This window comes from Nocardioides iriomotensis, from assembly GCF_004168035.1.
Lineage (GTDB): Bacteria > Actinomycetota > Actinomycetes > Propionibacteriales > Nocardioidaceae > Nocardioides_B > Nocardioides_B iriomotensis.
The window spans coordinates 72,330-98,238 of record NZ_SDPU01000018.1; the positions used below are offsets into that span (position 1 = coordinate 72,330).

Consider the following 25,909-nt stretch of genomic DNA (forward strand, 5'->3'; position numbering starts at 1 on the left):
GTGGTTCGGAGGGACCACTGTACGGATCGTAGGGCCGCCTGACGAGGGTCGGGAGCGTGACCACAAAGACCAAAAACTGTCTGATGGTCTCAATGGTCCGGATCCGAACGCGGCCTCCTAGCGTGACGGCGGTCACCAGGTCGTGGTGACGCCCTTCACAGCCCGCCCCTGTCGCGGCTGCCGGAGGTCTCGACCAACCAATCCGAGGAGGAACCGATGCGCGCTCCCCGCCGCTCGGTCGTTCGCCGTACCGTCGCCGTCGCCGCCGTGCTCGGCACCACGCTGACGCTCGCCGCCTGCAACCAGGCCGCCGGAGGCGGTGCCGCGTCCAGCGAGGAGTTCCCGTCCAAGACCGTGGACATCATGGTGCCGGCCGCCGCCGGTGGCGGCTGGGACTCGACCGCCCGCGCCATGCAGAAGGTGATCGAGGACGAGGACGTCGTCAGCGAGCCCGTCGAGGTGTTCAACGTCGAGGGCGGTGGCGGCGCCACCGGTCTCTCGCAGCTGCAGAAGGACGAGGGCGACCCGCACGCGCTGATGGTCACCGGCCTGGTGATGATCGGCGCTCTCGAGCAGGCCAGCTCGCCGGTGTCGTTCGAGGACACCACCCCGATCGCGACGCTGACCAGCGAGGCCGAGGCCTTCGTGGTGCCGTCCGACTCCCAGTACGAGTCTATCGAGGACGTCGTCGCGGCGTACGAGAAGGACCCGGCCTCGGTCACGTTCGGCGGCGGCTCCGCGGGTGGTTCCGACCAGCTCGTCGTGGCCGAGCTGATGAAGGCCGCGGGCGCCGACCCGTCGCAGATGAAGTACGTCGGCTACTCCGGCGGCGGCGAGGCCATCGCGGGCATCCTGTCCGGTGACGTGGCGGTCGGCGTCTCCGGCGTCAGCGAGTTCGAGAGCCAGATCGAGGCCGGCGACATGCGCCTGCTCGCGATCAGCACCGCCGAGACCCAGGAGGTCGCCGGCGAGGAGGCCACGACGCTGCAGGACGCCGGCTACGACATCGACTTCAGCAACTGGCGCGCCCTCGTCGCGGCCCCCGGCCTCTCCGACGACGCCAAGGAGCAGGTGACCGAGGTCGTCGACGAGCTGCACGGCACGCAGGGCTGGAAGGACGCGCTCGAGGCCAACGGGTGGGCCGACTTCTACAAGACCGGCGACGAGGCCCAGGAGTACATCGACTCCGAGGTCGACCGCGTCGCCGCGCTCTACGAGGACCTCGGGCTGTGACCGACGCAGCCGAGACCACCGAGCCGGCCCTGGGTGACCCCCAGGGCCGGCCGGCCGGTCCGTTCGCCTTCGGCGCCGGCATCGTGCTGGTCAGCGGCGTGCTGCTCAGCCAGGTGTTCGCGATCGACACCACCGAGGGCTTCTCGCCCCAGGGGCCGCGGTTCCTGCCGCTGGTGGTGCTGACGCTGATGCTCGTGCTCGGCCTCGTGTACCTCGCGCAGCAGGCGGCCGCCGTACGCCAGGGCGGCTCGCTTCCCGCCGAGCCGTTCACGCACCTTGCCGCGGCCGCGGTCCTCGTCGGGATCCTCGTGGTCTACGCCTTCGTGCTCGGCCCGGTCGGCTACGTGCCCGCGACCGCGCTGTTCTTCGTCGCCGCAGCGCGGACGATGGGGTCGCGCCACCTGACCCGCGACGTCGTCGTCGGCATCGGCCTCGCGCTCCTCGTCTACCTGTCCTTCACGCGCGCCCTCGGCGTGTTCCTGCCCCAGGGGGTGTTCCCGCTGTGAGCCAGTTCGGCGACCTGATGGGCGGCTTCGCCACCGTCCTCAGCCCCGAGATGCTGCTGTTCGCGGTCATCGGCGTCACGCTCGGCACCCTCGTCGGGGTGCTGCCGGGCATCGGCCCGGCCGTGACGATCGCGCTGCTGCTGCCGGTGACCTACGGCTTCGAGAGCCCGATCCCGGCGTTCATCATGTTCGCGGGCATCTACTACGGCGCGATGTACGGCGGGTCGACCACGTCGATCCTGCTGAACACTCCGGGCGAGTCCGCCTCCGTCGCGACGGCGATCGAGGGCCACGAGATGGCCAAGCGCGGCCACGCCCGGGCAGCGCTGGCGACCGCGGCGATCGGCTCGTTCGTCGCCGCCCTGATCTCGACCGGGCTGCTCGCGCTGGTGGCCGAGCCGGTCGGCCGGCTGGCGGTGTCGTTCCGCGCGACCGACTACTTCGCGCTGATGATCCTGGCCCTGGTGACCGTGACCGCGCTGGTGGGCAGCTCGCTCGTGCGCGGCCTGATCTCGCTGCTGCTCGGCGTGACCATCGGCTTCATCGGCCTCGACGGCATCTCCGGCCAGCCGCGGCTGACCTTCGACAGCCCGGTGCTGTTCAACGGCATCGACGAGGTGCTGCTGATCATCGGCCTCTTCGCGATCGGCGAGACGCTCTACGTCCTGGTCAAGGGCCGCACCCGTCCCGGCCAGGTCACCCCGCTCGAGCCGGTCCGCGGCGGCTTCATGTGGCTGTCGCGCGACCAGTGGCGGCGCTCGTGGGGCCCGTGGATCCGCGGCGCCGGCTTCGGCTTCCCGTTCGGCGTGCTGCCGTCCGGCGGCGCCGAGCTGCCGACGTTCCTCTCCTACTCGTGGGAGAAGAACCGCTCGCGCGGCAAGCAGGAGTTCGGGAAGGGCGCCATCGAGGGCGTCGCCGGACCGGAGGCCGCCAACAACGCGTCGTTCTCCGGCGTCCTGGTGCCGCTGCTGACCCTGGGCCTGCCGACCTCCGCGACCGCGGCGGTCATGCTGGCGGCGTTCAAGATCTTCAACCTGCAGCCCGGCCCGCAGCTGTTCGAGGAGAACAGCGACCTGGTGTGGGCGCTGATCGCGTCGCTGTTCGTCGGCAACGTGATGCTGCTGGCGCTGAACCTGCCGCTGATCCGGCTGTGGGTGAAGGTGCTGGAGATCCCACGGCCGGTGCTCTACGCGGGCATCCTGGTGTTCGCCACGCTCGGCATCTACTCGGTGTCCGGCACGGTCACCGACATCCTGATCGCCTACGGCATCGGCGTGCTCGGCTTCCTGATGCGGCAGTTCGACTTCCCCATCGCGCCGACGATCCTGGGCGCCATCCTCGGCCCCGAGCTGGAGAACCAGTTCCGCCGGGCGCTCAACGTCGGCAACGGCGACCTGACGGTGTTCGTGACTCGTCCGCTGTCGCTGGCCATCCTGCTGCTCGCGGCCGCCGCCCTGCTGCTGCCGTACGCACCGCGCATCGTTGCGCGCCTCCGGGGTAAGGACCCGGAGGAGGCCAAGAAGCTCGCCTTCGCGGACGAGGACTGAGAGGAGCGGTCGTGGACCGGGACGTGATCGTGGTCGGCTGGACGCCGACGCCGCAGGGAGAGGCCGCCGTCGAGGCCGCCGTCGCCGAGGCGGGACGGCGCGACGGCGTGCTGCACGTGGTCAACGCGAGCAGCGGCGACTCGTACGTCGACAACAAGATCGCCTCGACCGAGCAGCTCCGCGCGCTCCGCGACCGGCTCTCCGGCCAGGGCGTCGAGCACGAGGTCGTCCAGCAGGTCGGCCGCTTCGAGCCGGCCGAGGAGATCCTCGACGCGGCCGACCGGCTCGGGGCGGCGCTGGTGGTCCTCGGGATCCGGCGCCGTACCCCCGTGGGCAAGCTGCTGATGGGCTCGACCGCGCAGCGGGTGCTGCTGCAGTCGGCCTGCCCGGTGCTGTCGGTGAAGGCCTGATCAGTAGGCGCGGGCCGGAACTTCCCGGGCGACTCCTGCACTTCCAGGGCGATGCAACGGCCTGGAAGTGCAGGAGTCCCTGGTGAACCAGGGACTCCGCCGGGCCTAGACGCCCAGCCGGTCCAGCAGGTCGCCGACGCGGTCGGACTCGACCATCAGGAACCGGCCGAACGCCGAGCCGGTGAGGTAGTCGTCGGTCCAGCCGTTCGCCTGCTCGGCCTCCCGCCACGCGGAGGTGTCGTGCACCCGGTCGACGAGGTCGGCGAGCCGGTCGCGCTGGCGGGGGCTCAGGCCCGGCGGGGCGACCAGACCGCGCCAGTTGGCGAAGCCCAGCGGCACGCCGGCGTCGCGGAGGGTCGGCGCGTCGATGCCCGGCACCGGCTGGTCGCCGGTGACCGCGAGCACGCGGACGGCGCCGGCGCGGACCTGGTCGATGTTCTCCAGCACCCCGGACAGCGCCGCGTCGATGCGGCCGGTGAACAGGGCGGCGAGGGTCGGGCCGCCGCCGTCGTACACGCGGTAGCGGACCTCGCGCGGGTCGATCCCCACCGCCTCCGCGAGGAGGTGGGTGGCGAGATGGTCGGGGCCGCCGGGGAGCGAGCCGCCGCCGAACCGGAGCCGCGCCGGGTCGCGCTTCCAGGCCTTCACGAGCGAGGCGAGGTCGCGGTGCGGCGAGCCCTCGCGCACCATCACGATCTCGGGCTCGCTGAGCAGCCGCGCGACCGGCGTGACCTCGTCGAGCCCGACCGCGGCGCGGTTGGTGTGCAGGCTGCCGACCACGCCAAGGCCCATCATCATCATGAGGTCGCCGTTGCCGCGCTCGTGCACGGTGCGGGCCAGCCCGGCGCCGCCGCTGGCGCCCTCGAGGTTGAAGATCTCGGGCCGCTCGCCCAGCCCCTCGTCCTCGACGATCCCGGCCAGGATGCGGGCCGTCGTGTCGTAGCCGCCGCCCGCCGCGTTGGGCACCATGATCCGCAGCTGGTCCGGGTCGAGCGTGCCGGCGCTGGGGCTGCAGGCGGCGACGAGCGGCAGCAGGGACGTCCCCGCGGCCGCGGTCAGCACGCGTCGGCGGCTCAGCACCCGGCGAGCATAGATCGGCGGCATGCGTGAGACTTCTCGCCGTGAGACGACGACGCCTCTCCCTCGCGGGGCAGCTGCTCGCGTTGCAGGCCGTCGTCGTCCTGCTGGTGGTGCTGGGTCTGACCCCGGTGCTGCTGGTGCAGAACGACGTGGCGTTCCGCCGCACCGAGAGCCGCCGCGTGCTCGCCACCGCCGAGAACGTCGCCGACACCCGTGTGCTCGAGGCCGGTCTGGCCACGGGCACCAACGAAGGCGTGCCGGGGGAGGCGGAGCGGGCGCGCGCGACGTCCGGCTCGTCGTACGTCCTCGTCACCGACGAGAACGGCGAGGTGGTGCACTCCTCGAACCCGCGGGACGTCGGTACGACGGTCACCCGGCCCGGCCCCGGCCGCTCGTGGGTCGGCGTGGTCGACGAGGACGGCCGCAGCGCGATCGAGGCACGCGCGCCGGTGCAGGCCATCCGGGCGCGTCAGGACGTGCTGATCGGCGACGTGGTCGGCTACGTGATCATCGGCCGCGACTACCCGACGCTGTGGCAGCGGCTCGGGACGACGGCGCCCACGCTGCTGATCTACGTGCTCGTCGGCTCGCTGGTCGGGCTGGGCGGCAGCCTGCTGCTGTCCCGGCGGATCAAGCGGCAGACCCACGGCCTGGAGCCCAACGAGATCGCGGGCCTGGTCGAGCACCGCGAGGCGATGCTGCACGGCCTGCGCGAGGGCGTGGTCGGCGTCGACACCTCCGGGCGCGTGACGCTGGTGAACGACGAGGCGGTGCGGCTGCTCGCCCTCGACGGCAGCGACCCGGTCGGCCGGCCGGTCGCCGAGCTGCCGCTGCCGCCGTCGGTCACCTCGGTGCTCGCCGGCGAGACGGGCGCGAGCGACCTCGCCGTCGCGTCGGCCGGGCGGGTGCTGGTGCTCAACCAGATGCCGGTGGTGAACCAGGGGCTGCGCATCGGCTGGGTGACCACCGTGCGCGACCGGACCGAGCTCGTCGACCTCAACCGGCAGCTCGACGTGTGGCGCAGCACGACGGACACGCTGCGCTCGCAGGCGCACGAGTTCAGCAACCGGATGCACACGATCGCCGGCCTCATCGAGCTCGAGGAGTACGACGAGGTGGCGGCCTTCGTGGCCACGCAGGCCCAGGCCCGCGCGGGCTGGGCGGACCGCGTGGTCGCACGCGTCGAGGACGCCGCCGTCGCTGCGCTGCTGGTCGCCAAGGGCAGCCGGGCCACCGAGCTCGGCGTGCGGCTGGACGTCGAGGACGACGCGCGGCTGCCGGCCCTCGCCGACGACGTCTCCGCCGACCTGGTGACCGTGATCGGGAACCTCGTCGACAACGCGATGGAGGCGGTCGCGCCCACGCAGGGCTCGGTCGTGGTAGGCCTGTCGTGCGCCGGGCACGCCGTCGAGGTCCGGGTCTCCGACGACGGCCCGGGCGTGCCCGACGAGCTGGTCGAGCGGGTCTTCGCGCAGGGGTTCAGCACCAAGGCCCCCGGCGCGCAGGGCGACCCCGGCGAGCGCGGGTGGGGCCTGGCCCTCTGCCGCGTCGTGTGCGAGCGCCGCGGCGGGTCGGTCGACGTGGGCCGCGTGACGCGTGCCGGCGACCGCCGTACCGTCTTCACGGCTGTCGTGCCCACCGACCGGGAGGTGTCCTCGTGACCGCGCTGCGCGTGCTGGTCGTCGACGACGACTTCATGGTGGCGCGGGTGCACCGGAAGTTCGTCGAGCGCGTGCCCGGCTTCGAGGTCGTCGGCGAGGCGCGCACCGGGACCGAGGCGATCGACGCCGTCCGCGAGCTGCGGCCCGACCTGGTGCTGCTCGACATCTACCTGCCCGACATGACCGGGCTCGAGGTGCTGCGCTCGCTGCGCGCCGCAACCGACCCCGTCGACGTCCTCGTCGTCAGCGCCGCGCGCGACCTAGAGACGGTGCAGGAGGCGTTCCGCGGCGGGGCCGTGCAGTACCTCATCAAGCCGTTCACCGCCGAGGCGATGCGCGACCGGCTCACGGAGTTCCAGCGCCGGCACCGCTCGGTGCAGTCCGCGGTCGCCGGGTCGGGGGAGATGGCGCAGCGGGAGGTCGATGCGCTGTTCGGCGCCGCCTCCGCCGCGCGCCGGCCGTCCGACGCCGAGCTGCCCAAGGGTCTGACCGTGCAGACGTTGCAGCTCGTCGGCTCCGCGCTGAGGAGCGCGACCTCCGACGAGGGCGCGACGTTGAGCTCGGCCGAGTGCGCCGACGAGGTCGGCCTCGCCCGCGTGTCGGTGCGCAGGTACCTGGAGCACCTGGTCACCACCGGGCACGCCGAGGTGTCGCTGCGCTACGGCCGCGCCGGTCGCCCCGAGCGGCGGTACCGCTGGGTCGGCTAGGGCAGCCGCCAGTCGATCGCCGTACCGCCCTGCTGCTCCAGCAGCGCGTTGACCCGGCTGAACGGCCGCGACCCGAAGAAGCCCCGCGACGCCGACAGCGGTGACGGGTGCACGGACTCGACCCACGGCACGTCGCCGGCGGCGAGCAGCGGCTTGAGGCTCTGTGCGTCGCGGCCCCAGAGGATCGCGGCCCGCGGTCCGCCGCGCGCGACGAACGACTCGATCGCCTGCTCGGTCACCGCCTCCCAGCCGCGTCCGCGGTGGCTGGCCGGCGCACCGTGCGCGACGGTCAGCACGCGGTTGAGCAGCATCACGCCCTGCTCGAACCACGGGCTCAGGTCACCGTTCGACGGCGGCGGCACGTCGAGGTCGCTCATCAGCTCCTTGTAGATGTTGACGAGGCTCTTCGGCAGCGGCCGTACGTCGGGCGCGACGCTGAACGACAGCCCTACCGGGTGACCCGGCGTGGGATAGGGGTCCTGGCCGACGACGAGCACCTTCACGTCCGCGAGCGGGCGGCTGAACGCGCGGAGGATGTGGTCGCCGTGCGGGAGGTACGGCCGGCCCGCGGCGATCTCGTCCCTGAGGAACCGGCCCATCGCGGCGATCCGGTCGTCCACGGGAGCGAGCGCCTCGGCCCAGTCGGGGGCGACGAGCCCGCGGTCGACGAGTCCGGCCAGTGCGTTCACGGGCGGCCACGCTAGCGGACCGGCGCGGGCACTTCCCACGCGATCTGGACGCCTCCCACGTGGAATTCCGCTTGTTGAGCGTCCATAACCCCGCGTTACAGCGGGGGCTCCTCGCGGTGCCGGATCGCCAGCACCACGCCGACCGCGGCGAGCAGCGGCCCGAACGCCAGCAGCAGGATGAACACCCACTCGAACCCGTGCAGGGGCCCCAGGTGCAGCACCGGGACCGCCGGGATGCTCGTCACGCCGGGACCTCCTCGCGGTCGTCGGCAGTGGTGCCACTGGCCGTGGACTCCGAGAAGCGCCGCACGCCCCAGCCGAGCCCGATGGCCAGCGCGAGCGAGCAGACCAGGACCACGAGCCCCGCCGCGCCCCACAGCCAGCCGGGGACGTCGTCGTTGAGCTCGCGCTGGAGGATCAGCTTCTCGTCGACGGCCGGCCGGGTCGCGGCCTTCGCGGTGACCTCGGGCTCGTCGAGCACGCGGTCCGCGGGCATGTACACCGCGACGCCGGAGATGTCGCGACCGTCCTGCACCCGGACGAGCGTCTTCCACGAGCCGCCGACCGGCACCCGCTCGGGGGTCCGGTACGTCGTGGCGTCGACCCGCTCCAGGTCGACCACGCGGAGGTCGCGGGAGGCGCCGCCCTGCCAGGCGGTGACCGTCAGCCAGGCGGGTGTGCCCTGGACGGGCGGCTGGTCGAACCGCACCTCGACGCGCGCCTCCTCGTCCACACCGGAGCCGGCGCGGTCGGTGACGCTGAGCGTCGCGGTCAGGTCGTCGGGGACGGACTCGACCACGCCGTTGGTCGTGGTCGCCGCGATCGCGGCGAGGGAGCCGGCGAACAGCGCCAGCGTGGTACGGCGGGCCGGCAGATCGTGCCGGAGACCGCGGACGAGCAGGCCGCCGAGGAGGCCGCCGGCCAGACCGCCCGCGAGCGCCATCGGCAGGCCCTCGGACAGCACGTCGGTCGTCCAGGGCAACGGGAACGCGACCTGGGTCCAGGCGTACTCGGCCGCGAAGCCGACCGTGCCGATCAGGCCGCCGGCGACGGCGCCGAGGGTGAGCGGGCGGTGCGCCAGCTGGACCGCGGCGAGCTCGACGAGCACCGCCTCGGCGACGTACAGCGGGACGGTCGCCCAGAGCTCGCCGAGGCCGGGGCCGACGACGACGCTGACGCCGCCGCGCACGAGCAGGTAGAAGCCGACCGCCGCGAGCGCGCCGCCGCGGCCGATCCACAGCCGCGCGAACACCAGCGACAGGGCCGCGGCGGACGCGATGAGCAGCGGCTGCAGCACGAGCCGGAACTGCGGGACGCCGAAGTCGAACTCGGCCTGGAACACCGACAGCCCGATCAGCATGCCGCCGGCCAGGAACGCCTGGAGCACGTAGCGGTGCACCGGCCGAGGGTTGCCGGCGACGGGCGCCAGCGCGTGCCGGCCCTCCTGGAACAGGATCGCCATCGCGACCAGCGACAGGCCGGCGCCGCCGATGAGCATCAGGTGCGTCGGTCCCCAGAGCGTGACGTCCTGGCCGAAGATCCGGTGCCAGATGTCGTCGAGGGGGAAGCCGAGCAGGGCGTAGGAGCCGGCGCACGCGAGCAGCACGCCGCCGACCGGTGCCCGCCACGAGCGGGTGAGCTGGACGCCGGCCGGACCGGCCTCGTCGCCGCGGGGGAGGGCGCAGGCCAGCACGCCCGAGGCGGAGATGCCGTAGAGGCCGAACATGATCGGGTAGTGCGCCGGGTTGGCCAGCGGGCCCGCGTCGCGGCCGAACGCGATGTGCAGGGCGATGTCCCAGTACATCCCGAGCAGCGCGGTGACCAGCGACAGCATCGCGGTGAGCAGGGGCAGGATCGCCCAGCCCGCGAGGTCGCCGGTCCAGCGCTGCCGCTCGAGCCAGTCGGTCGCCGTGCCGAGGACGGTGAGCTGGCCGCGGCGGTGCGCGAGGACCAGGGCGCCGAGCGCCAGGCAGAGGATCGCCGCCGAGCCGGTGGCGATCAGCACCTGGTCGAGCGGGGCCGCGCCGGCGGGGCGGTCGGTCGTCGATCCGGCCGACGCGGCCGAGCCGGCGGCCAGCAGGACGAGCTCCGAAGAACGTGACATGTTTTTATGTAACATCATCGAATGTCACATTGGCAAGGGTTAGGGTCGGATCCGTGAGCGAGAGCACCGTCCGGAGCGAGGAGACCGGGGACAGCGTCGGCGGCTTCGTGATCGAGGAGCTCTCCCGCCGTACCGGCATCACCGTCCGGTCGCTGCGCTCGTACCAGTCCCGCAAGCTCCTCCCGCCGCCCGACGTCCGCGGGCGCACCGGCTACTACGACCAGCGCCACGTCGACCGGATCCAGCTGATCCAGGACCTGCAGAGCGAGGGCTTCAAGCTGCACAGCATCGCCCGGATGCTCGACGAGGGCGGCCGCTCCGACTCCGACCTGCTGCGGTTCACCCGGTCGGTGCGCACGATGTTCGGCGACACCGAGGGCGCGATCGTCGACGTCGCCGAGCTCGCGGAGCGGTTCGACGTCGGCGACGACCTGGCAGGTGCCGCCTCCCTGCTGGAGCGGGCGATCAAGCTCGGCCTGCTGCGGCAGGTCGACGACGAGCACTTCGAGGAGCTCGCGCCCCGGCTGATCCGGGCCGGTGAGCACGCCGTCGAGACTCTCGGCCTCACCGCCCACGAGGCGCTCGACGTGGTCGCCCAGCTGCGCAGGCACGCCGAGGGCGTCGCCAAGCTCTACCTCGACCTGTTCCTGTCCCGGGTCTGGACGCCGTTCGCCGAGGCCGGGCAGCCGCAGGAGCAGTGGCCGCAGGTGCAGGCCTCGCTGGAGGAGGTCCGGCAGCTCGCCACCGAGGCGCTCGTCGGCGCGTTCGAGGTGGTCATGGGCGAGCGGGTCGGCGAGGCCTTCGGGCGTGAGCTCGCCCGCACCGGCCGCCGGCGAGGGCGCTGACAAACGATTTGTCCTGCGGCTTTCGGGTGATTCAGGCAGGCGAACCGCAGACGAACCGGTCCGAACCGTCCGATACTGCCGACATGGGGGACCAGAGCGACCAGGCGCGCCTCGCCGCGCTGCTGCGGCTGATGGCGCTCGAGGACATCGGGCTCAGCGAGCGGCAGGAGATCGACCGCCTGCGTCGCTTCCGGCTCCCGTGGTCGGCCGGCACCGCGACGACGGCGCTCGACGTGGCGCGCTGCCGGTCGGACTTCAACGACCTGCACGTCGGGATCGCCCTCGGTGCCGCGCACCGGGTCTGCTCCGCCGGTGAGGCCGACGCCGCGCTGGTGGACGCGCTCGCCGCGACCCGCGACTGGCTCGACACCGTCGCCGTGCACCGGTGGCGGGTACCCGACATGCAGGCCCGGGTACGGCGGGTGCTCGTCGCGGCCTCGCCGCCGGCCCTGCTGGACCTCTCGCTGGTCCGCGACGGGGACGGCTGGGGCGCCCGCGCGCGCGACCTCGCCCGCGAGCTCCCCGCCGACGCGGTCGCACCGGTCGTGCGGCTCGTCGGCGACCTCGGCTCCAAGCGCCCGTCGAAGACGTGGCACGCCGCGATGGCCGACGCGGTCCACCCGGAGCCGGCCCGCGCCCTGGTGGTCGGCTGGCTGCGGCGCGCATCGGACGCCGACCGGGCGCTGCCCGGCCGGCTCTTCTGCCCGGGCAACGACGACCTCGTCCGCGCGAGCGTCTTCGCGGCGCAGCACGTGGACGACGACCGGCTGCCGTTCCTCCTCGGAGCACTCGCCCGGCGCGGGGCCGCGACCAGTGGTCTGCCGGGTGCGACCGAGGCGCTGGCGCTGAAGGTGGCGACCGCCGCGATCGACGTGCTCGGCGCACGCGACGCCAGCGCCGACCGCGCGGAGCTCCAGGCGCTCCTTGAGGACCTCACGCGGCGCGACCTCGTCGCCCGGGTCGGGCTCCTTCTCGGCGAGACCGACGCGAGCGAACGCCGCAACGAGCTGCTGCGGCGCGCGAAGGCGTCCGACGTACGACGGAAGGCCGACGCCGCGCCTCGGCGGCGACGCGCGGCGGTCGAGCAGGAGGTGCGCCGGCTCGTCGCCCCGGTCGCGCGCGAGCACGGCTTCGCCGGCAGCGGCACGCTGCTGCGGCGCCGGCACCTCGACCGGCTCGACCTGCTCGCGATCGGCATCCACGACGGCCGGCCGCGGCTGACGTTCGGCACCCGCTTCGCGGCCGCGCACCCGCCCGACGAACCGCGGCACGTGCCGATGGACAGGACCCGCGACGTGCACCTCGACGTCCGGCTCGTCGACGACTTCGTGACCGAGGGGCGAGACGGCCTGCTGGCGATGGCCGACCGCGTCACCGAGGTCGTCGTGCCGTTCCTCGACGACCTCGGCAGCTACCCCGTCGTGCGCGACCACCTGCTGCACGGCAGCCGGCTCACCGGCGAGGTGCTGGACCTCACGAGCCCCGGGTCGCCGCAGGCCGACGGGGTGCTGGGACTCCTCGCCCTCGACGCCCGCGACACCGAGACCGCGGTCGCGGCACTCGAGCGGCGCGTCGGGTTCGTCGAGGAGCGCGACCCGGACGCGGCCGAGCTGGCCTTCTGGCGCGACTGCCTCGCCCGCGCCCTGCGCTGATCCCGGCTCGCACAACGATTCGTCTGCCAATCGCCCGTGTGAATCACCCCGTAGACCGCAGACGAATCGTTGTCGTCCGTCAGGAGCGCGCGACCAGGTCCTCGAGCAGCGTCGCGGTGGCCCGCGCCCCGGTCGCGAGCGGGTGGAACGCGAGGGCGACACCCGGCTGGGTCTGCCGCCCGTTCACCCAGGGCCGGGCCGAGCAGACGTCGTGTCCGGCGGACGCGGTGTAGAGGTCGAGGTAGTCCACGCCGGCGGCGTCGGCGGCGCCACGCAGGGACGCGTCGAGCTCGCGCAGCACCCGGTCGCCGAACGACACGTCGCCGTCGGCGAACGGCAGGAGCCGCGGGCACGCCCCGTCGCTGGGGGCGATCCGCGGGTAGCCGACCAGGATGACGCGCGCGTTGGGCGCGCGCTGCTCGATGCGCCGCAGCGAGCGCTCGACGTTCCGGCCGATGTCGGGGATGCGGGACACGAGCCGCTCGCCGAGCGCCGAGGTGGCGCACGGCGCGCCGGTCGGGTCGCTGGAGCGCAGCTGCAGGCAGGTCCGGACGAGCCCGCCGAACAGGCCGAAGTCGTTGCCGCCGATGCCGACCGTCACGAGGTCCGTGCGGTCGTCGAGGACGCGCAGCTGGGGCGGCGCGCTCGCCTGCTGCACCGTCGACTGGCGCCGCACCAGGTCGCGGGTGCTGGCTCCGGAGCAGCTGACGTCGGTCAGCCGCAGCCCGAGCGCGTCCGCGAGCAGCGACGGGTAGTTGCCGTCGGAGCGGAAGCAGCCGGTCTCCAGCTCGGTCATCGGCACCAGCGGCGCGGCGGTGAACGAGTCGCCGAGCGCGACGTACCGCTGCGGCGGTGCGGCGTCGTCGAGGTTCCCGGCCTGCTCCGGTGCGGCCGCGCCGGAGAGCGGCGCGGCCGGGGTCTCCTGCGGGGCCGCGGAGCAGCCGGTCAGCGCGAGGAGGGCGACCAGGGCGGCGGTGACGAGTCGCACGGTTGTCACCTCCAGGCGGCCGGCGTCAGCGGGGGTAGCGGCCGGCCAGGTCCGCGCGCACGAGCCGGGCCCCGGCGACCAGCCGCAACAGTACGGCGGCCGTCAAAGCCTGCCCGGCCATCAGCCCGAGCAGCACCAGCACCTGCGCGGCACCCGCCTCGAGCGCGGTCCCGCCGCCGAGCAGTACGCCGATGTACGCGCCGGGCAGCGTCACCAGACCGACGGTCCGGGTCTGGTCGAGGCCCGGCGTCAGGGCCTCCTTCGCGGTCGGCTGCACCACTTCGTAGGCCGCGGCCGGGCTGTCGAGGCCGAGCGCGAGGCCGGCCTCGTAGCTGCCGAAGTGACCGGTGATCTCGTCGAACGCGCGCCGTCCGGTCAGCGTCGCGGCGGTCATCGTGTTGCCGATGACGATACCCGCGATGGGCAGCACGCCGGGCCCGTTGAACGGCACGACGCCCGACGCAAGCACCAGGACGAGCACCGGCACGGCGCCCGCGGCGACCGCGAGCATCACCCACGGCAGCGACGTCCGCGGCACGCCGAGCCGGCCCTGCGAGGTCACGGCGGCGACCAGGAACATCACGGCGACGAAGGCCAGCGACAGCCACAGCGACCGCAGCGCGACCGTGATCACCAGCGAGACGAGCGCGAGCTGCACGACGGCGCGGACGGCGGCGGTGAGGTGGTTGCGCTCGACGCCCAGCCGGCCGACGTACGACGCCGTCATCGCCAGGGCGACGAGCAGGACCAGGACGACGGCGAGCCGGAGGTCGGGCTGCGGGGTGGCCGTCGCGGCGAGGTGCACGCGGCGACGTTACCGTCGGGCCGCGGACAGGCCGCGGCTCGACGCGGAGGGGTAGCGGCGCCGGCGGTCGGTGCCGATCGCGGTGGTGGCGCGGGACTCCCGTCCGCTGTGCCGGTCGATCCACTCGTCGAGGATCCGCCAGGTGGTCGTCCGGGCCGCCCGGCCGGTGAGCATGCCGAGGTGGCCGCCGGGCACGACCTCGAACCGGAAGTCGGGCACGTTCGGCACCAGGTCCGCGACCGGCTGCACGCACGCCACCGGAGCGATGCCGTCGGAGGCGCCGCCGAACGCCAGCAGCGGCACCCGCAGGTCGGCGAGCGAGATCTCGCGGTCGTCCATGCCGACCACGCCGCCGGCGAGCTGGTTGCCCTTGAGCAGGCGGTGGTAGAGCTGCCCGAACGTGCGGCCGGGGTAGGCGATCATGTTGGCGGTGAACCGGTCGACGGCCTCGACCTGGGCGAGGAAGTCCCGGTCGTCGAGCTTGGCCGCGATCGCGACGGGCTTGGTCACCAGCTTGTTGACGCTGGACAGCTGGAACGCGCGGCGCACGAGCGGTTTGGGGGCGCCGCCCATCAGCCGGTAGGCCTGCGTGACGAGGCCGGCCCGCTCGCCGGCCAGGCCGAGGAAGGGCCGGATGGGTGCCACCAGCGGCACCTGGGTGACGTCGATCGGCGAGCCGATGGTGGCCAGCGACGCGATCGGCAGGTCCGGCTGGTCGGCCGCCGTCAGCAGCGCGAAGATCCCGCCGAGGCTCCAGCCCACGACGTGCACCGGCCGGTCGCCGGCATGCCGGCTCACCTCCCGGATCGCGCACGGCACGACCTCGTCGACCCAGTGCTCCATGCCGAGCGCGCGGTTGGCGAAGGAGACCTCGCCGTACTCCACGACGTACGTCGGGCGCCCGGCCTGCACGAGGTGCTCGACCATGGAGCAGCCGCGGCGCAGGTCGTAGCAGAGCGCGGGCGCCGCGAGCGGGGTGACGAGCAGGACCGGGTCGCCGTCCTCGTGCGGCCGGGCCCCGGTGCCGGCCGGGCGGTAGTGGTACAGCTCGCGCAGCACGCCGTCGTCGATGAGCGTGCGGGGCATCGGTCGCAGATCGGCCAGGCCGCCGTACAACATCTTGTGGGCGACGTTCGCGGCTGCGGAGACGATCTGGTCCGGGGACGGGATCAGATCCATGCGCGGAAGTTACCAGCGAGTCACCTGTGTGCGCAGCGACCTCGCTCACAGGTCCAACCGGCTCCGCATCCCCTCGAGTGCCCGGTGCGCGGCGCGGCGCACCTCCTCCGCCTCGTCGGTGAGCGCGTCCTCGACCGCCGCCACGTGCTCGACGTCGCCGGCGGCGCCGAGCGCCCGCACCGCCGCCGCCCGGACCCGGGGGAGCTCGTGCCCGGTCAGGCGTACGGCGTCGTCGCCGGCCGGCAGCTCCCGCAGCGCGCTGACCTTGAGGCACATCTCCGCCACCCGCCACGCCTGGTCGGCCAGCCCGTCGAGCACCGCCGCGGAGGCCTCGTCGTGCCACACGTAGAGCAGGCCGCGCGCCGCCCAGACCCGGGACCAGTAGGGCCGCCAGGACGGTGACCCCGCCAGGACGGCGTCGCCCGACGGCCCGCCGAGGTAGCGCAGCGTGGCCTGGTCGTCGCGCTCCTGCGGGGGTGTCGCCGCGGCGAGGAGGGAGGCGCAGCGGCGGGCGGCCTCGGCCTCGCCGAGGTGCGCGGCCAGCCGGGCGAGGCGGTCGCGCGGGGTGTCGCGCTTGTCGGGCTCGGGCAGCGCGCCGGGCACGGTCAGCGCTCGCCGGCGGGCCGCACCTGCTTGTGGTGGGAGGGGCGGACGTGGGACAGCGCGTCGAGGTACTTCGTCGCCCAGCGGGTCACGTCGTTCTCCTTGACCGTCTTGCGCATCGCCCTCATCCGCTTGGTGCGCTCGGACCGCTCGGCGCGCATGGCGGCGAGGATGACCTCCTTCATGCCGTTCATGTCGTAGGGGTTGAGCAGGAACGCCTGGCGCAGCTCGCCGGCGGCGCCCGCGAACTCCGAGAGCACGAGCGCGCCGTCGTTGTCGTAGCGCGACACGACGTACTCCTTGGCGACCAGGTTCATCCCGTCGGCCAGCGGGGTCACCACGCACACGTCCGCGGCGCGGAACAGAGCGGCCATCTCCTCGCGTGGCTGCGAGTTGTGGATGTAGTGGATCGCCGGGCGGCCGATCCGGCCGAGGTCGCCGTTGATCCGGCCGACCAGCCGGTCGATGTCATCGCGGAGGATGCGGTACTGCTCGACGCGCTCGCGCGACGGGGTGGCGACCTGCACGAAGACGGCGTCCTCGACCGAGACCTCGCCCTCCTCGATGAGCTCGCCGAAGGCGCGGAGCCGGTTGTAGATGCCCTTGGTGTAGTCGAGTCGGTCGACCCCGAGCAGGACGTGCCGGGGGTTGCCGAGCTGCTCGCGGATCTCCTTCGCGCGCTGCTCCACGGCGTCGGTGCGGGCGAGCTCCTCGAGCCCGGCGCTGTCGATGGAGATCGGGAACGCCGCCGCCTGCACCATCCGCCCGTCGGGCAGGTAGACGAGGTCGCGGTGGGTCTTGTGCCCGACCCGCTGGCGCACCAGGCGGACGAAGTTCTGCGCGTTGTTGGGCCGCTGGAAGCCGACCAGGTCGGCACCGAGCAGGCCCTCGAGCAGCTGGCGGCGCCAGGGCAGCTGCTGGAACAGCTCGGCGGGCGGGAACGGGATGTGCAGGAAGAAACCGATGCGCAGGTCGGGCCGCTGCTCGCGCAGCATCGCCGGGACGAGCTGGAGCTGGTAGTCCTGCACCCACACCGTGGCCTCCTCGGCGGCCACCTCCGCGGCGCGGTCGGCGAACCGCCGGTTGACCGCGACGTACGACTCCCACCACTCGCGGTGGAACGCGGGCTTGGCGACGACGTCGTGGTAGAGCGGCCAGAGCGTGGCGTTGGAGAAGCCCTCGTAGAACTCCTCGACCTCCTGCGCGCTGACCGGGACCGGGACGAGCGTCATCTCGTCCTCGACGAACGGCTCCACGTCGGTGTCGGTGCCTCCCGACCAGCCGATCCAGGCGCCGTCGTTGGCGCGCATCACCGGCTCGATCGCGGTGACGAGGCCGCCGGGGGAGCGCCGCCAGTCCACCGAGCCGTCGTCGTTGACCACCCGGTCCACGGGGAGCCGGTTGGCGACGACCACGAAGTCGGCCTGGTGAGCGCTCACCTCTCCAACCTAACCTGCAGACGTGCACGAGCTGATCCTGTGGTGCAGCTTCCTCGGTGCCTGGCTGCTCGTGGCCGGACCGGTCTACCAGGCGGTCCTGGAGCTGCAGGAGGAGGAGCTCGAGTTCGACCGGGTCCGCGGACTGGCCAGTGCCGTCCCCGCGCCGCCGCCGCTGTCGCGGTGGTGGTGGCTGGTGCCGCCGGCGCGGCTCCTCCTCTCGCGGCGCCGGCAGGACGTGCACCGGCGGGCGGTCGTGGATGCGCTCAGCGACGCGGACCACGAGGTGCTGGTCTCCTACATCGGGAAGGCCCGGGGCTGGCTGATCGTCGGTGCCGGGGCGTTCCTGATCGCGTGCAAGGAGACCTGGGAGCTGGTGGAGGGCCACCACTGGCCGGAGGCGTGGTGGTGGGTGCTGGTGCCGCTGATGGCCCTGCTCAGCGTCGCCTGGACGGTCGGCAACGCGGTCCGTCAGGACCGGTCGGCCGCGTAGACCACGCCGACCTGGCGTCGCACGTCGTCCATCAGCCGCATCAGGTCGACGGTCTCGTCGAGCGGCACGAGCGGGCTCTCGGTCTCGCCGTTGCGCAGGCAGCGCATCACCTCGAGCGCCTCGTTGGCCAGCCCGGAGCCGATCACCGGCGCCTCGATCGTCTCGACGTGGTCCTCGCTGGTCCAGGTCGCGGTGACCGGGTGGTGGAAGCCCTCGGGCAGGTCGAAGCGCCCGCGGTCGGTGGCGATCGACGCCGTGCACGGCGACGGCCCGACCATCGAGGCGGTCAGCGCGGCGACCGCGCCGGACGCGTAGCCGAACGACATCGCGAGGTTGAGGTCGGCGCCGGCCTCGGAGAGCGCCGCCACCGCGGCGACCTTGTCGGGATGGCCGAGGAACAGGTGCGCGAAGGTCACGGGGTAGACGCCCATGTCGAGCAGCGCACCGCCGCCGAGCGCGGGGTCGAGCAGCCGGTCGGTCGGCGGGTGGTCGACGCGGAAGCCGAGATCGGCGCGGACCTGGGTGACCGGGCCCAGCTCACCGGTGGCGAGGAGCTGCTGGATCCGCCGGATCAGCGGGTTGCAGCGCATCCACATGGCCTCCATGAAGAACAGGCCGCGCTCGCGCGCCTGGGCCACGAGGTACGCCGCGTCGTCGGCGGTGAGGGTGAGGGCCTTCTCGCACAGGACCGGCTTGCCGGCCTCGAACGCGAGCAGCACGTGCTCCTTGTGCAGCGCGTGCGGCGAGGCGACGTACACGACGTCCACGGCGGGGTCCGCGACCAGCGCCTCGTAGCCCTCGTGGGGGCGACCGCCGTGCTGCCGGGCGAACGCCTCCGCGGACTCCAGCCGCCGCGCGCCGACCGCCGCGACCTCGGCGTCCGGCAGGTGCGCCAGGTTGCCGGCGAACCCGCCCGCGATCTTCCCGGTGGCCAGGATCCCCCAGCGGACGGGACGGTCCGCCGGGAGCGGCTCGGCCCGCACGGGACCGGCCTGGACCTGGGGGTCGGGGAGGTTGACGGGCAGCGGGGTGGGTACGTTCGGGACCGGCCGCGATGCCTGGTTCGACTGCATTCGAGCATTGTGCCGCGCCGCGGCCGGGTTGAATGACATCGTTGGGATTCGTCACCTACGATGAGCGCTGTCGACACACGAGACACCACACGAGCCGGGGAGTGCCACATGGACGCCGCGAACGCCCACGAGGTCGCCGCCAGCGGAGGCGCCACCGAGGAGCTGTCCGAGCGCGACCGCGAGATCCTCAACTTCGAGCGTCAGTGGTGGAAGTACGCCGGGGCCAAGGAGCAGGCCGTCCGGGAGAAGTTCGACATGTCGTCCACGCGCTACTACCAGGTGCTCAACGCCCTGATCGACCGCCCGGAGGCGCTCGTCTTCGACCCGCTGCTCGTGCGTCGCCTGCGTCGACTGCGCGCCGCCCGCCAGCGCGCCCGTTCCGCGCGGCGTCTCGGCTTCGAGGTCTGAGCGCGCCCATGCTCGGCCGTGACGAGCGCGGCCTCGCGCTCACCTCCTCGCTCGCCCTGCTCTCGACCGTCGCGGTCGTGGCCGCCGGCATCGCCTTCTTCGCGACCTCGCCGAAGAAGGAGCCCGTCGAGACCGCGCGGCCCGTGGTGGCGTCGACGCCCGTCGAGACCCCGACGTCCACGGCTCCCGAGCCGACCGTGACGAAGGAACCGGTGAAGCCGAAGCCGCGCAAGCCGGCGGTCGAGCGCGCCAAGGTGTACGTCGAGGTCTACAACAACACCAACATCTCCGGCCTGGCCGGCCGCACGGCGACGCGGGCCTCCGACGCCGGCTGGCAGGTCGTCGGCTCCGACAACTGGGTCGGCACCATCCCGGCCAGCACGGTCTACTACCCGCCGCGGCTCAAGGCCGCCGCGCGGCTGCTGGGCAAGGACCTCGGCGTCAACCGGCTGATGCCGGCCGTCGCGCCGATGCGGCTCGACCGCCTCACGGTCATCCTCACCGGCTGAGCCCTCGAGGCCGGCCGCACGGCGCGTGCGAGGGTGGGGGCATGGACCTCCCGGAGCAGGCCCGCGCCCGGTACGACGCCCTGCTGGCGGTCGCCGACCGGACGGTCGTCGGCCTCGACTTCGACGGCACGCTCGCGCCCATCGTCGACGACCCGGCGCAGGCGCACGTGCACCCCGACGGGCCCGCGGTGCTCGCCCGGCTCGCCGCCCAGGTGCGTGCGGTCGCGATCATCACCGGCCGCCCCGCCCGGCAGGTCGTCGAGCTCGGGCGTCTCGACGACGTCGCCGACCGGCTGTCGCCGGGGGCCGAGCTGCTGGTCCGGGGGCAGTACGGCCACGAGCAGTGGGACTCCACGACCCGCGAGTTCCGCAGCCCCGACGTGCCACCCGGCCTGGCCGCCTTCGCCGACGAGCTGCCCGACCTGCTCGCCGCCGAGGACGCGGCCGATGCGTTCGTCGAGGACAAGGGCCTCGCGCTGGCCGTGCACACGCGACGGCTCGACGCACCGGCCGATGCGTTCGCGCGGCTCGAGCCGCGGCTTGCCGACGCCGCCGAGCGGCACGGGCTCGGCCTGGAGCCGGGCAAGTTCGTGCTCGAGGTGCGCTCCCCCGGCATGCACAAGGGCCACGCGCTGCGCGAGGTCGTGGCCACCACCGGGGCCGGTGGCGTCCTGTTCGGTGGTGACGACCTCGGCGACCTGGAGGCCTTCGAGGCCGCCCGGGCGTTGGGGGAGCAGGGCCTGCCGACGCTGCTGGTGTGCTCCGGCTCGGTCGAGGAGCAGGCGCTCGCCGACGTCGCCGACGTGGTCGTGCCCGGACCGCAGGGCATGCTCGACCTGCTCAGGCGGCTCGCCGCCGACGCTGCCGCGCGCTGACCGTCGGGTAGCCGCCGTCGGCCAGCCCCGCCGCGCGCTCGAACACGTTGTGCGTCCCGGCGTCACCGCCGCGGACCCACGACCAGCCCGCCGCGAGCACGTAGAGCGGCAGCAGCGGCAGGCCGAGGCACGCCGCGTACTGCCAGGTGTGCCGCTCCTCGTGCGCCAGCAGCCGCGGCCGCTCCGCCAGCCACGCGACGTCGTGCCGGGTGACCACGACGTTGCCGACCGTGAACGCCGCCGCCGCCGGCTGCGGCAGCCGGTAGCCCGTCGCGAGCAGGAGCCCGCGCGGGCCGCGGGAGAGCCGGGCACGTCCCGCCGCGGCGACGCCGACCCCGACCGCCGTACTCAGGTTGAAGGCGTTGACCGTCTCCTTCACCCGCCACCAGCGCACGCGCCGATTCTGCCGTGAGACGTCCTTGTCTCGGATGGTGGCGCCGATGTGCACATTCTGAGACGGCTCCTTACAGTGGTGCCTGCTCATCGAGAGGGGCAGAGGGACACGGCCCGACGAAGCCCCGGCAACCCGCCGAGACCTCCGGTGCACCACCAGACACGGTGCCCGGTCCGGCCCGGCCACGGTGCTAATTCCGTCCTCGTCCGAGAGCCGGGCGGGGGAAGATGAGAAGGAGGCCTCCTTGAGCACGTCAGTCATCGACCCGGCCACGACCAGCACCGGCCTCCGCGACGGGGCCTTCGGCAACGCCCGCGCGCTGTCCTGCCGCGAGTGCGGCCACGAGGTCGAGCTCGGTCCGCACTACGCCTGTCCGGAGTGCTTCGGGCCCCTCGAGGTCGCCTACGACTTCCCGACGGTGACCCGCGAGGAGATCGCCGCCGGGCCGCGCAACATCTGGCGCTACAAGGCGCTGCTCCCGGTGCCCGGCGACATCGAGGAGAGCCCCAACACCGAGCCCGGCTTCACCCGGCTGCTCAGGGCCGACAACCTGGCGGCCGAGCTCGGCCTCACCAAGCTGTGGGTGAAGGACGACTCGACCAACCCCACCAACTCCTTCAAGGACCGCGTCGTCGCCTGCGCGCTGAGCGCCGCCCGCGAGCTGCACGCGAAGGTGTTCGCCTGCCCCTCCACCGGCAACCTCGCCAACGCGGTCGCCGCGGCCGGCGCCCGGGCCGGGATCAAGACCGTCGTGTTCATCCCCAGCAACCTGGAGAAGCCCAAGCAGGTCAACTCGGCGGTGTACACCCCCAACCTCGTCGCGGTCGACGGCAACTACGACGACGTCAACAAGCTCGCCTCCGAGATCGCGGGCGAGGAGGACGGCTGGGCGTTCGTGAACGTCAACGTGCGGCCGTTCTACGCCGAGGGCTCCAAGACGCTCGGCTACGAGATCGCCGAGCAGCTCGGCTGGCGGCTGCCGGACCAGATCGTCATCCCGGTCGCGTCCGGCTCGCAGCTGACCAAGGTCGACAAGGCGTTCCAGGAGCTGATCAAGCTCGGCCTCGTCGAGGACAGGCCCTACAAGGTCTTCGGCGCCCAGGCCACCGGCTGCTCGCCCGTCTCGGTCGCCTACAAGACCGGCACCGACGCGATCCGCCCCGTGAAGCCCGACACCATCGCCAAGAGCCTGGCCATCGGCAACCCCGCCGACGGCATCTACGTCCTCGACATCTGCCGGCGCACCGGTGGCGCGGTCGAGGACATCACCGACGACGAGGTTCGTGAGGGCATCCTGCTGCTCGCCCGCACCGAGGGCGTCTTCACCGAGACCGCGGGCGGGACCACCGTCGGCGTGCTGAAGAAGCTCATCGAGACCGGCCAGCTCGACCCCGACCTCGAGACCGTCGTGATCAACACCGGCATGGGCCTCAAGACGCTCGACGCCGTCGCGGACCAGGTCGGTCCGGCCGCGACCATCGCGCCGTCGTACGACGCCTTTCGCGCCACCGGGCTCGCCTGAGCACGGCCCGTCGCCCTATCGTCGTTACCTCTCGGAACAAGGAGCCACCATGAGCGTCAGCGTTCGCATCCCGACCATCCTGCGCACCTACACCGGCGGCGAGTCGGAGGTGTCGGCCGACGGCGCGACGCTGGCCGACGTGATCGACGACCTGGAGGCGAACTTCTCCGGGATCAAGGCGCGCATCCTCGACGACCAGGGCGCCATCCGCCGGTTCGTGAACGTCTACGTCGGCAACGACGACGTCCGGTTCCTCGAGAACCTCGAGACCAAGACGCCCGAGGGCACCCAGGTCTCGGTCATCCCCGCGGTCGCCGGGGGCAGCTCCTGAGCCTGTCGCTGGGCTGAGCGCGCTCAGCGGGCCGAGGCGGCCGGACCGGTCTTCCAGGGACCGCCCGCCCACGGCGGCGGACCCTCGTGGGAGTCGTCGGCGCGCCAGGCCTTCTGCTGCTCCTTCTTCCACGCCTTCCAGGCGTCGAGGTGGGCTCGGCGCTCCTTCTGTGACTGCGGGTGCGGCTGCGGCTTGCCCGAGACCTTCGCGGCGGGCGCCTGCTCGCTGCCGGTGGCCGAGAGGGTCAGGCCGACCGGGACGGCCGTGCCGACGACGGCGGTGGCCGCGACCGCGGCGACGGTGACCAGAACACCCTTCACGCGCTCAGTGTGCGCTCGCTCCTCCGTGCGGATACCCCGAATCCAGGCAAAATTCTCCCCGCGAGGGGCCACTTCGCGCGCGACACGCCTGGAATCCTGGTGGGAATGTGGCCTCTCGGCCGTAGGAAGGACCTGTGTACGGGGACCGGGCGGAGCCTGTCGAGGCGGCGACGGCGTTCGTGCGCGCCCACTTCCCGGAGGCGTCCGCGGCGTTCGTCGGCGGCAGCGTGCTCACCGAGCACCGCACCCCGACCTCGGACCTCGACGTCACGGTGGTCCTCGACCAGGGCGTCGTGGTCGCGTCGAGCGGGCTGACCGCGCCGTACCGCGACACCCTCGAGCACGACGGCTGGGTCGTCGAGGCGTTCGTGCACGACCGGGCCAGCCTCGAGCACTACATGGCCAAGGACCTCGCCCGGCGGGTGCCGACGATGATGCGGCTGGTCGCCGACAGCGTGGTGCTCGTCGACCACGACGGCATCGCCGCGGAGCTCCGGGCGCGGGCGCGCGAGCTGCTCGACGCGGGGCCGGCGCCGTACGACGAGGCCGAGCTGGCCATGGCGCGGTACCTGCTCACCGACCTGCTCGACGACATGGCGGGCAGCGAGCAGGAGGACGAGCTGGTGTACCTCGCCAACGAGGTCGTGGTCGAGACCGCCCGGCTCGCGCTGGTGGCGGGCGGGCACTGGTCGAGCAAGGGCAAGGCGCTGGCCCGGACGCTGCGGCAGGTCGAACCCGACCTGGCCGAGCGACTGGTCAACGGGCACCGGCACGTCGTCGTGTACGGCGACACCGCGGTGCTGCACCGGGCTGCGGTCGACGTGCTGATGCGGGTCGGCGGCCCGTTGCTCGTGGGTCACCGGCTGGGTGGGGAGACCGATTCGTCCCGATAGCCTGCGGTCATGGCTGACGTGCTGCTCGCGACCTGTGCCGAGCTCCCCGAGGGCGAGCCGGGCGGGGACCTGCTCCTCGACGCCCTGGCCGAGCGCGGGGTGAGCGCCCGCTTCGCGGCCTGGGACGACCCGGCCGTCGACTGGTCGGCGGCCCGGCTGGTCATGGTCCGCAGCACCTGGGACTACGACGGCCGGCGCGACGACTTCCTGGCCTGGTGCCGCGGCGTCGGGGACCGGTTGGTCAACGACGTGCACGCGATCGCGTGGAACACCGACAAGGCCTACCTCGTCGACATGGGGCAGACCTCGCTGCCCGTCGTGCCGACCGTCGCGGTCGACGAGGAGGGGGAGATCGCTCCCGCTGTCGCCGCGTTCGCACCGGCCGTGGTGAAGCCGCGCGTCGGCGCGGGTGGCCGCGGCGTCGTGGTGTTCGACGGGCAGCCCGGCGGCCCCGAGGGACTCGACGAGTCGCACATCGAGGTCGGTCCTTGGGTCGTCCAACCCCTGGTCGACTCGGTGCGCACCGAGGGCGAGACGTCCGTGTTCGTGTTCGGCGGCGACGTGGTCTCGCAGGTGCAGAAGCGCCCTCTCGGAGACGAGATCCGCGTGCACGAGGAGTTCGGCGGCAGCTCCGTCCCGGTGCCGGTGAGCGCCGAGGCCGCCCAGCTCGCGGTCGAGACGGTGCAGGTGGCCGAGGACCTGCTCGGCGTGCCCCTGCCCTACGCCCGCGTCGACCTGATGCGCCTGGCCGACGGCCGGCTGGCGCTCAGCGAGCTCGAGCTCACCGAGCCCGGGCTCTACCTCGAGGTGGTGCCGGCCAACGCCGGGGCGTTCGCCGACCTGGTCGTGGACCTGCTCGACGCGCCCGCCTGAACCGCCGCGACGACGCCGGCCAGGTGGGCGTCCTGCCAGCCGCCGACCGCGCCCGCCACGTCGTCGTGCTCGGCCAGCTGGCGCTCGGTCAGCACGACCGACGGCACCGGCAGCGTTCCGCCGAGCTCGCCCAGCACCCAGCGCAGGTGCAGGTCGGTCATCGTCGCGTGCACCGGCGACCCCGCGACGACCACCGGGACCACGACGGTGCCCCGCAGCCCGTCGCCGGCGAGCGTGTCGAGGAAGAGCTTGAGCAGGCCGGTGAAGGAGCCCTTGTACGCCGGGGTCGCCACCACCAGGACCCGCGAGTCCGTCACGGCGACCTGGGCAGCGGCGTCGCCCGCGCGGTCGGCGAGCTCGATCAGGGCGGTGTCGTCGGCGGGCAGGTCGAGCGCGGCCCGGACGGACTCGACGACGTGCGCGCTGACCCGCGCCGTCCGTGAGCCGGGCGCAGGGTTGCCGACCAGCCCGACCACGGCCGGGTTGTCGGGGGTGGCGGCGCTGGCAGCGGGGGTGGTGCTCATGGGGGGAGGTCCTCCCTGTCGTGGAGCTCGATGTCTTAATGTCTATCCAAAGACTAGACAATTGAGGACGCACGAAAAAGGCCGGGGCGGTGAAGTCACCGCCCCGGCCGAAACCCCGTCGCACCCACGAGGTGTGATCAGGCTAATTCGGCCCCGAAAGGGGGGTCAATGGCCCGGATACACCATCCCTCATGGTCTAGACCGTGGCCCGATCGGTGGTGGTGGCGACCGCGGAGGGTCGCGAGGCGG

29 protein-coding genes and 1 riboswitch are annotated in these 25,909 nt (G+C 73.2%); of the genes, 16 read left to right on the forward strand and 13 right to left on the reverse strand.

The window, feature by feature from the left end; translation table 11 throughout:
• The first annotated feature begins 216 nt into the window (after positions 1-216).
• From ETU37_RS06180 to ETU37_RS06195, 4 genes are read left to right on the forward strand one after another with little or no spacing between them, the layout of a single operon-like run.
• Positions 217-1,233 (forward strand): Bug family tripartite tricarboxylate transporter substrate binding protein, encoded by a 1,017-nt coding sequence (locus ETU37_RS06180; RefSeq protein ID WP_129986381.1) that lies wholly within the window; start codon positions 217-219, stop codon positions 1,231-1,233.
• A complete protein-coding gene (locus tag ETU37_RS06185) occupies positions 1,230-1,739 on the forward strand; it encodes a tripartite tricarboxylate transporter TctB family protein (protein WP_165372423.1) in 510 nt (169 codons plus the stop codon). The genes ETU37_RS06180 and ETU37_RS06185 overlap by 4 nt, the downstream gene beginning before the upstream one ends.
• The gene (locus ETU37_RS06190; protein ID WP_129986383.1) at positions 1,736-3,286 is read left to right on the forward strand and encodes a tripartite tricarboxylate transporter permease; all 1,551 of its coding nucleotides are present in this window, start codon (positions 1,736-1,738) and stop codon (positions 3,284-3,286) included. The genes ETU37_RS06185 and ETU37_RS06190 overlap by 4 nt, the downstream gene beginning before the upstream one ends.
• A gap of 11 nt (positions 3,287-3,297) precedes the next feature.
• The gene (locus tag ETU37_RS06195; protein ID WP_206053758.1) at positions 3,298-3,696 is read left to right on the forward strand and encodes a universal stress protein; all 399 of its coding nucleotides are present in this window, start codon (positions 3,298-3,300) and stop codon (positions 3,694-3,696) included.
• Positions 3,697-3,801: 105 nt separating this feature from the next.
• Here the strand turns inward: ETU37_RS06195 and ETU37_RS06200 are convergent, their stop codons facing one another.
• The gene (locus tag ETU37_RS06200; RefSeq protein ID WP_129986384.1) at positions 3,802-4,800 is read right to left on the reverse strand and encodes a Bug family tripartite tricarboxylate transporter substrate binding protein; all 999 of its coding nucleotides are present in this window, start codon (positions 4,798-4,800) and stop codon (positions 3,802-3,804) included.
• A gap of 17 nt (positions 4,801-4,817) precedes the next feature.
• On the opposite strand from ETU37_RS06200, the gene ETU37_RS06205 reads away from it, so the two are divergent.
• Positions 4,818-6,437: a sensor histidine kinase gene (locus tag ETU37_RS06205; RefSeq protein ID WP_165372424.1), complete on the forward strand. Its 1,620-nt coding sequence runs from the start codon at positions 4,818-4,820 to the stop codon at positions 6,435-6,437.
• Positions 6,434-7,144 carry a response regulator gene (locus ETU37_RS06210; RefSeq protein WP_240755568.1) on the forward strand — a complete coding sequence of 237 codons (711 nt, stop codon included), beginning with the start codon at positions 6,434-6,436 and terminating at the stop codon, positions 7,142-7,144. Before ETU37_RS06205 ends, ETU37_RS06210 begins: the two co-directional genes overlap by 4 nt.
• Here the strand turns inward: ETU37_RS06210 and ETU37_RS06215 are convergent.
• The 3 genes from ETU37_RS06215 to ETU37_RS06220 all read right to left on the reverse strand — a co-directional run bounded on the left by ETU37_RS06215 (position 7,141) and on the right by ETU37_RS06220 (position 9,937).
• Positions 7,141-7,833: a uracil-DNA glycosylase gene (locus tag ETU37_RS06215; RefSeq protein WP_206053759.1), complete on the reverse strand. Its 693-nt coding sequence runs from the start codon at positions 7,831-7,833 to the stop codon at positions 7,141-7,143. The genes ETU37_RS06210 and ETU37_RS06215 overlap by 4 nt on opposite strands.
• A gap of 95 nt (positions 7,834-7,928) precedes the next feature.
• The gene (locus ETU37_RS23095) at positions 7,929-8,078 is read right to left on the reverse strand and encodes a hypothetical protein (protein WP_165372425.1); all 150 of its coding nucleotides are present in this window, start codon (positions 8,076-8,078) and stop codon (positions 7,929-7,931) included.
• The gene (locus ETU37_RS06220) at positions 8,075-9,937 is read right to left on the reverse strand and encodes a hypothetical protein (protein ID WP_129986386.1); all 1,863 of its coding nucleotides are present in this window, start codon (positions 9,935-9,937) and stop codon (positions 8,075-8,077) included. The genes ETU37_RS23095 and ETU37_RS06220 overlap by 4 nt, the downstream gene beginning before the upstream one ends.
• Before the next feature lie 53 nt (positions 9,938-9,990).
• Here ETU37_RS06220 and ETU37_RS06225 point away from each other — a divergent pair, with 53 nt between their 5' ends.
• Together ETU37_RS06225 and ETU37_RS06230 are read left to right on the forward strand one after the other, a co-directional pair.
• Positions 9,991-10,782 carry a MerR family transcriptional regulator gene (locus tag ETU37_RS06225; RefSeq protein WP_129986387.1) on the forward strand — a complete coding sequence of 264 codons (792 nt, stop codon included), beginning with the start codon at positions 9,991-9,993 and terminating at the stop codon, positions 10,780-10,782.
• An 83-nt stretch (positions 10,783-10,865) separates the two neighbouring features.
• On the forward strand, positions 10,866-12,434 hold the full coding sequence (locus ETU37_RS06230; RefSeq protein WP_129986388.1) for a hypothetical protein: 1,569 nt from the start codon (positions 10,866-10,868) through the stop codon (positions 12,432-12,434).
• Between the two features lie 79 nt (positions 12,435-12,513).
• Here the strand turns inward: ETU37_RS06230 and ETU37_RS06235 are convergent, their stop codons facing one another.
• From ETU37_RS06235 to ETU37_RS06255, 5 genes are read right to left on the reverse strand one after another with little or no spacing between them, the layout of a single operon-like run.
• Positions 12,514-13,422, reverse strand: coding sequence for an SGNH/GDSL hydrolase family protein (locus ETU37_RS06235; protein WP_129986389.1), 909 nt, complete (start codon positions 13,420-13,422; stop codon positions 12,514-12,516).
• A gap of 25 nt (positions 13,423-13,447) precedes the next feature.
• On the reverse strand, positions 13,448-14,227 hold the full coding sequence (locus tag ETU37_RS06240) for an ABC transporter permease (protein WP_240755569.1): 780 nt from the start codon (positions 14,225-14,227) through the stop codon (positions 13,448-13,450).
• A gap of 9 nt (positions 14,228-14,236) precedes the next feature.
• Positions 14,237-15,406, reverse strand: coding sequence for an alpha/beta fold hydrolase (locus tag ETU37_RS06245; protein ID WP_206053760.1), 1,170 nt, complete (start codon positions 15,404-15,406; stop codon positions 14,237-14,239).
• A 45-nt stretch (positions 15,407-15,451) separates the two neighbouring features.
• Entirely contained in the window at positions 15,452-16,009 is a 558-nt protein-coding gene (locus ETU37_RS06250) for a HEAT repeat domain-containing protein (RefSeq protein ID WP_129986390.1), read from the reverse strand.
• 2 nt (positions 16,010-16,011) lie between these two features.
• A complete protein-coding gene (locus tag ETU37_RS06255) occupies positions 16,012-17,448 on the reverse strand; it encodes an alpha,alpha-trehalose-phosphate synthase (UDP-forming) (RefSeq protein WP_129986391.1) in 1,437 nt (478 codons plus the stop codon).
• 22 nt (positions 17,449-17,470) lie between these two features.
• Here ETU37_RS06255 and ETU37_RS06260 point away from each other — a divergent pair, with 22 nt between their 5' ends.
• A complete protein-coding gene (locus ETU37_RS06260) occupies positions 17,471-17,938 on the forward strand; it encodes a hypothetical protein (RefSeq protein ID WP_129986392.1) in 468 nt (155 codons plus the stop codon).
• Here the strand turns inward: ETU37_RS06260 and ETU37_RS06265 are convergent.
• Complete coding sequence (locus ETU37_RS06265; RefSeq protein ID WP_129986393.1) at positions 17,917-19,011, reverse strand: Gfo/Idh/MocA family protein; 1,095 nt, start codon at positions 19,009-19,011, stop codon at positions 17,917-17,919. The two genes, ETU37_RS06260 and ETU37_RS06265, sit on opposite strands and share 22 nt — an antisense overlap.
• Positions 19,012-19,119: 108 nt before the next feature.
• Here ETU37_RS06265 and ETU37_RS06270 point away from each other — a divergent pair, with 108 nt between their 5' ends.
• Genes ETU37_RS06270 through otsB form a run of 3 tightly spaced genes read left to right on the forward strand, consistent with a single transcriptional unit; the run spans position 19,120 to position 20,803 of the window.
• Entirely contained in the window at positions 19,120-19,419 is a 300-nt protein-coding gene (locus tag ETU37_RS06270) for a DUF3263 domain-containing protein (RefSeq protein ID WP_129986394.1), read from the forward strand.
• A gap of 8 nt (positions 19,420-19,427) precedes the next feature.
• Positions 19,428-19,928: a LytR C-terminal domain-containing protein gene (locus tag ETU37_RS06275; RefSeq protein WP_129986395.1), complete on the forward strand. Its 501-nt coding sequence runs from the start codon at positions 19,428-19,430 to the stop codon at positions 19,926-19,928.
• A 41-nt stretch (positions 19,929-19,969) separates the two neighbouring features.
• Entirely contained in the window at positions 19,970-20,803 is an 834-nt protein-coding gene (gene otsB / locus ETU37_RS06280) for a trehalose-phosphatase (RefSeq protein ID WP_129986396.1), read from the forward strand.
• Here the strand turns inward: otsB and ETU37_RS06285 are convergent.
• A complete protein-coding gene (locus ETU37_RS06285) occupies positions 20,769-21,197 on the reverse strand; it encodes a hypothetical protein (RefSeq protein ID WP_129986397.1) in 429 nt (142 codons plus the stop codon). The two genes, otsB and ETU37_RS06285, sit on opposite strands and share 35 nt — an antisense overlap.
• Positions 21,198-21,280: 83 nt before the next feature.
• A riboswitch (SAM riboswitch) is annotated at positions 21,281-21,431 on the forward strand.
• Positions 21,432-21,441: 10 nt separating this feature from the next.
• On the opposite strand from ETU37_RS06285, the gene thrC reads away from it, so the two are divergent.
• The gene (gene thrC, locus ETU37_RS06290; protein WP_240755570.1) at positions 21,442-22,719 is read left to right on the forward strand and encodes a threonine synthase; all 1,278 of its coding nucleotides are present in this window, start codon (positions 21,442-21,444) and stop codon (positions 22,717-22,719) included.
• 49 nt (positions 22,720-22,768) lie between these two features.
• On the forward strand, positions 22,769-23,050 hold the full coding sequence (locus tag ETU37_RS06295; protein WP_129986398.1) for a MoaD/ThiS family protein: 282 nt from the start codon (positions 22,769-22,771) through the stop codon (positions 23,048-23,050).
• Between the two features lie 23 nt (positions 23,051-23,073).
• Here the strand turns inward: ETU37_RS06295 and ETU37_RS06300 are convergent, their stop codons facing one another.
• Positions 23,074-23,370 carry a hypothetical protein gene (locus tag ETU37_RS06300; RefSeq protein ID WP_129986399.1) on the reverse strand — a complete coding sequence of 99 codons (297 nt, stop codon included), beginning with the start codon at positions 23,368-23,370 and terminating at the stop codon, positions 23,074-23,076.
• A gap of 134 nt (positions 23,371-23,504) precedes the next feature.
• Between ETU37_RS06300 and ETU37_RS06305 the strand changes: the two genes are divergently transcribed.
• Positions 23,505-24,263, forward strand: coding sequence for a nucleotidyltransferase domain-containing protein (locus ETU37_RS06305; RefSeq protein ID WP_129986400.1), 759 nt, complete (start codon positions 23,505-23,507; stop codon positions 24,261-24,263).
• 9 nt (positions 24,264-24,272) lie between these two features.
• Positions 24,273-25,136: an ATP-grasp domain-containing protein gene (locus tag ETU37_RS06310; protein ID WP_129986401.1), complete on the forward strand. Its 864-nt coding sequence runs from the start codon at positions 24,273-24,275 to the stop codon at positions 25,134-25,136.
• Here ETU37_RS06310 and ETU37_RS06315 read toward each other — a convergent pair.
• A complete protein-coding gene (locus ETU37_RS06315; RefSeq protein ID WP_129986402.1) occupies positions 25,061-25,660 on the reverse strand; it encodes an NADPH-dependent FMN reductase in 600 nt (199 codons plus the stop codon). The two genes, ETU37_RS06310 and ETU37_RS06315, sit on opposite strands and share 76 nt — an antisense overlap.
• Positions 25,661-25,909 lie beyond the last annotated feature (249 nt).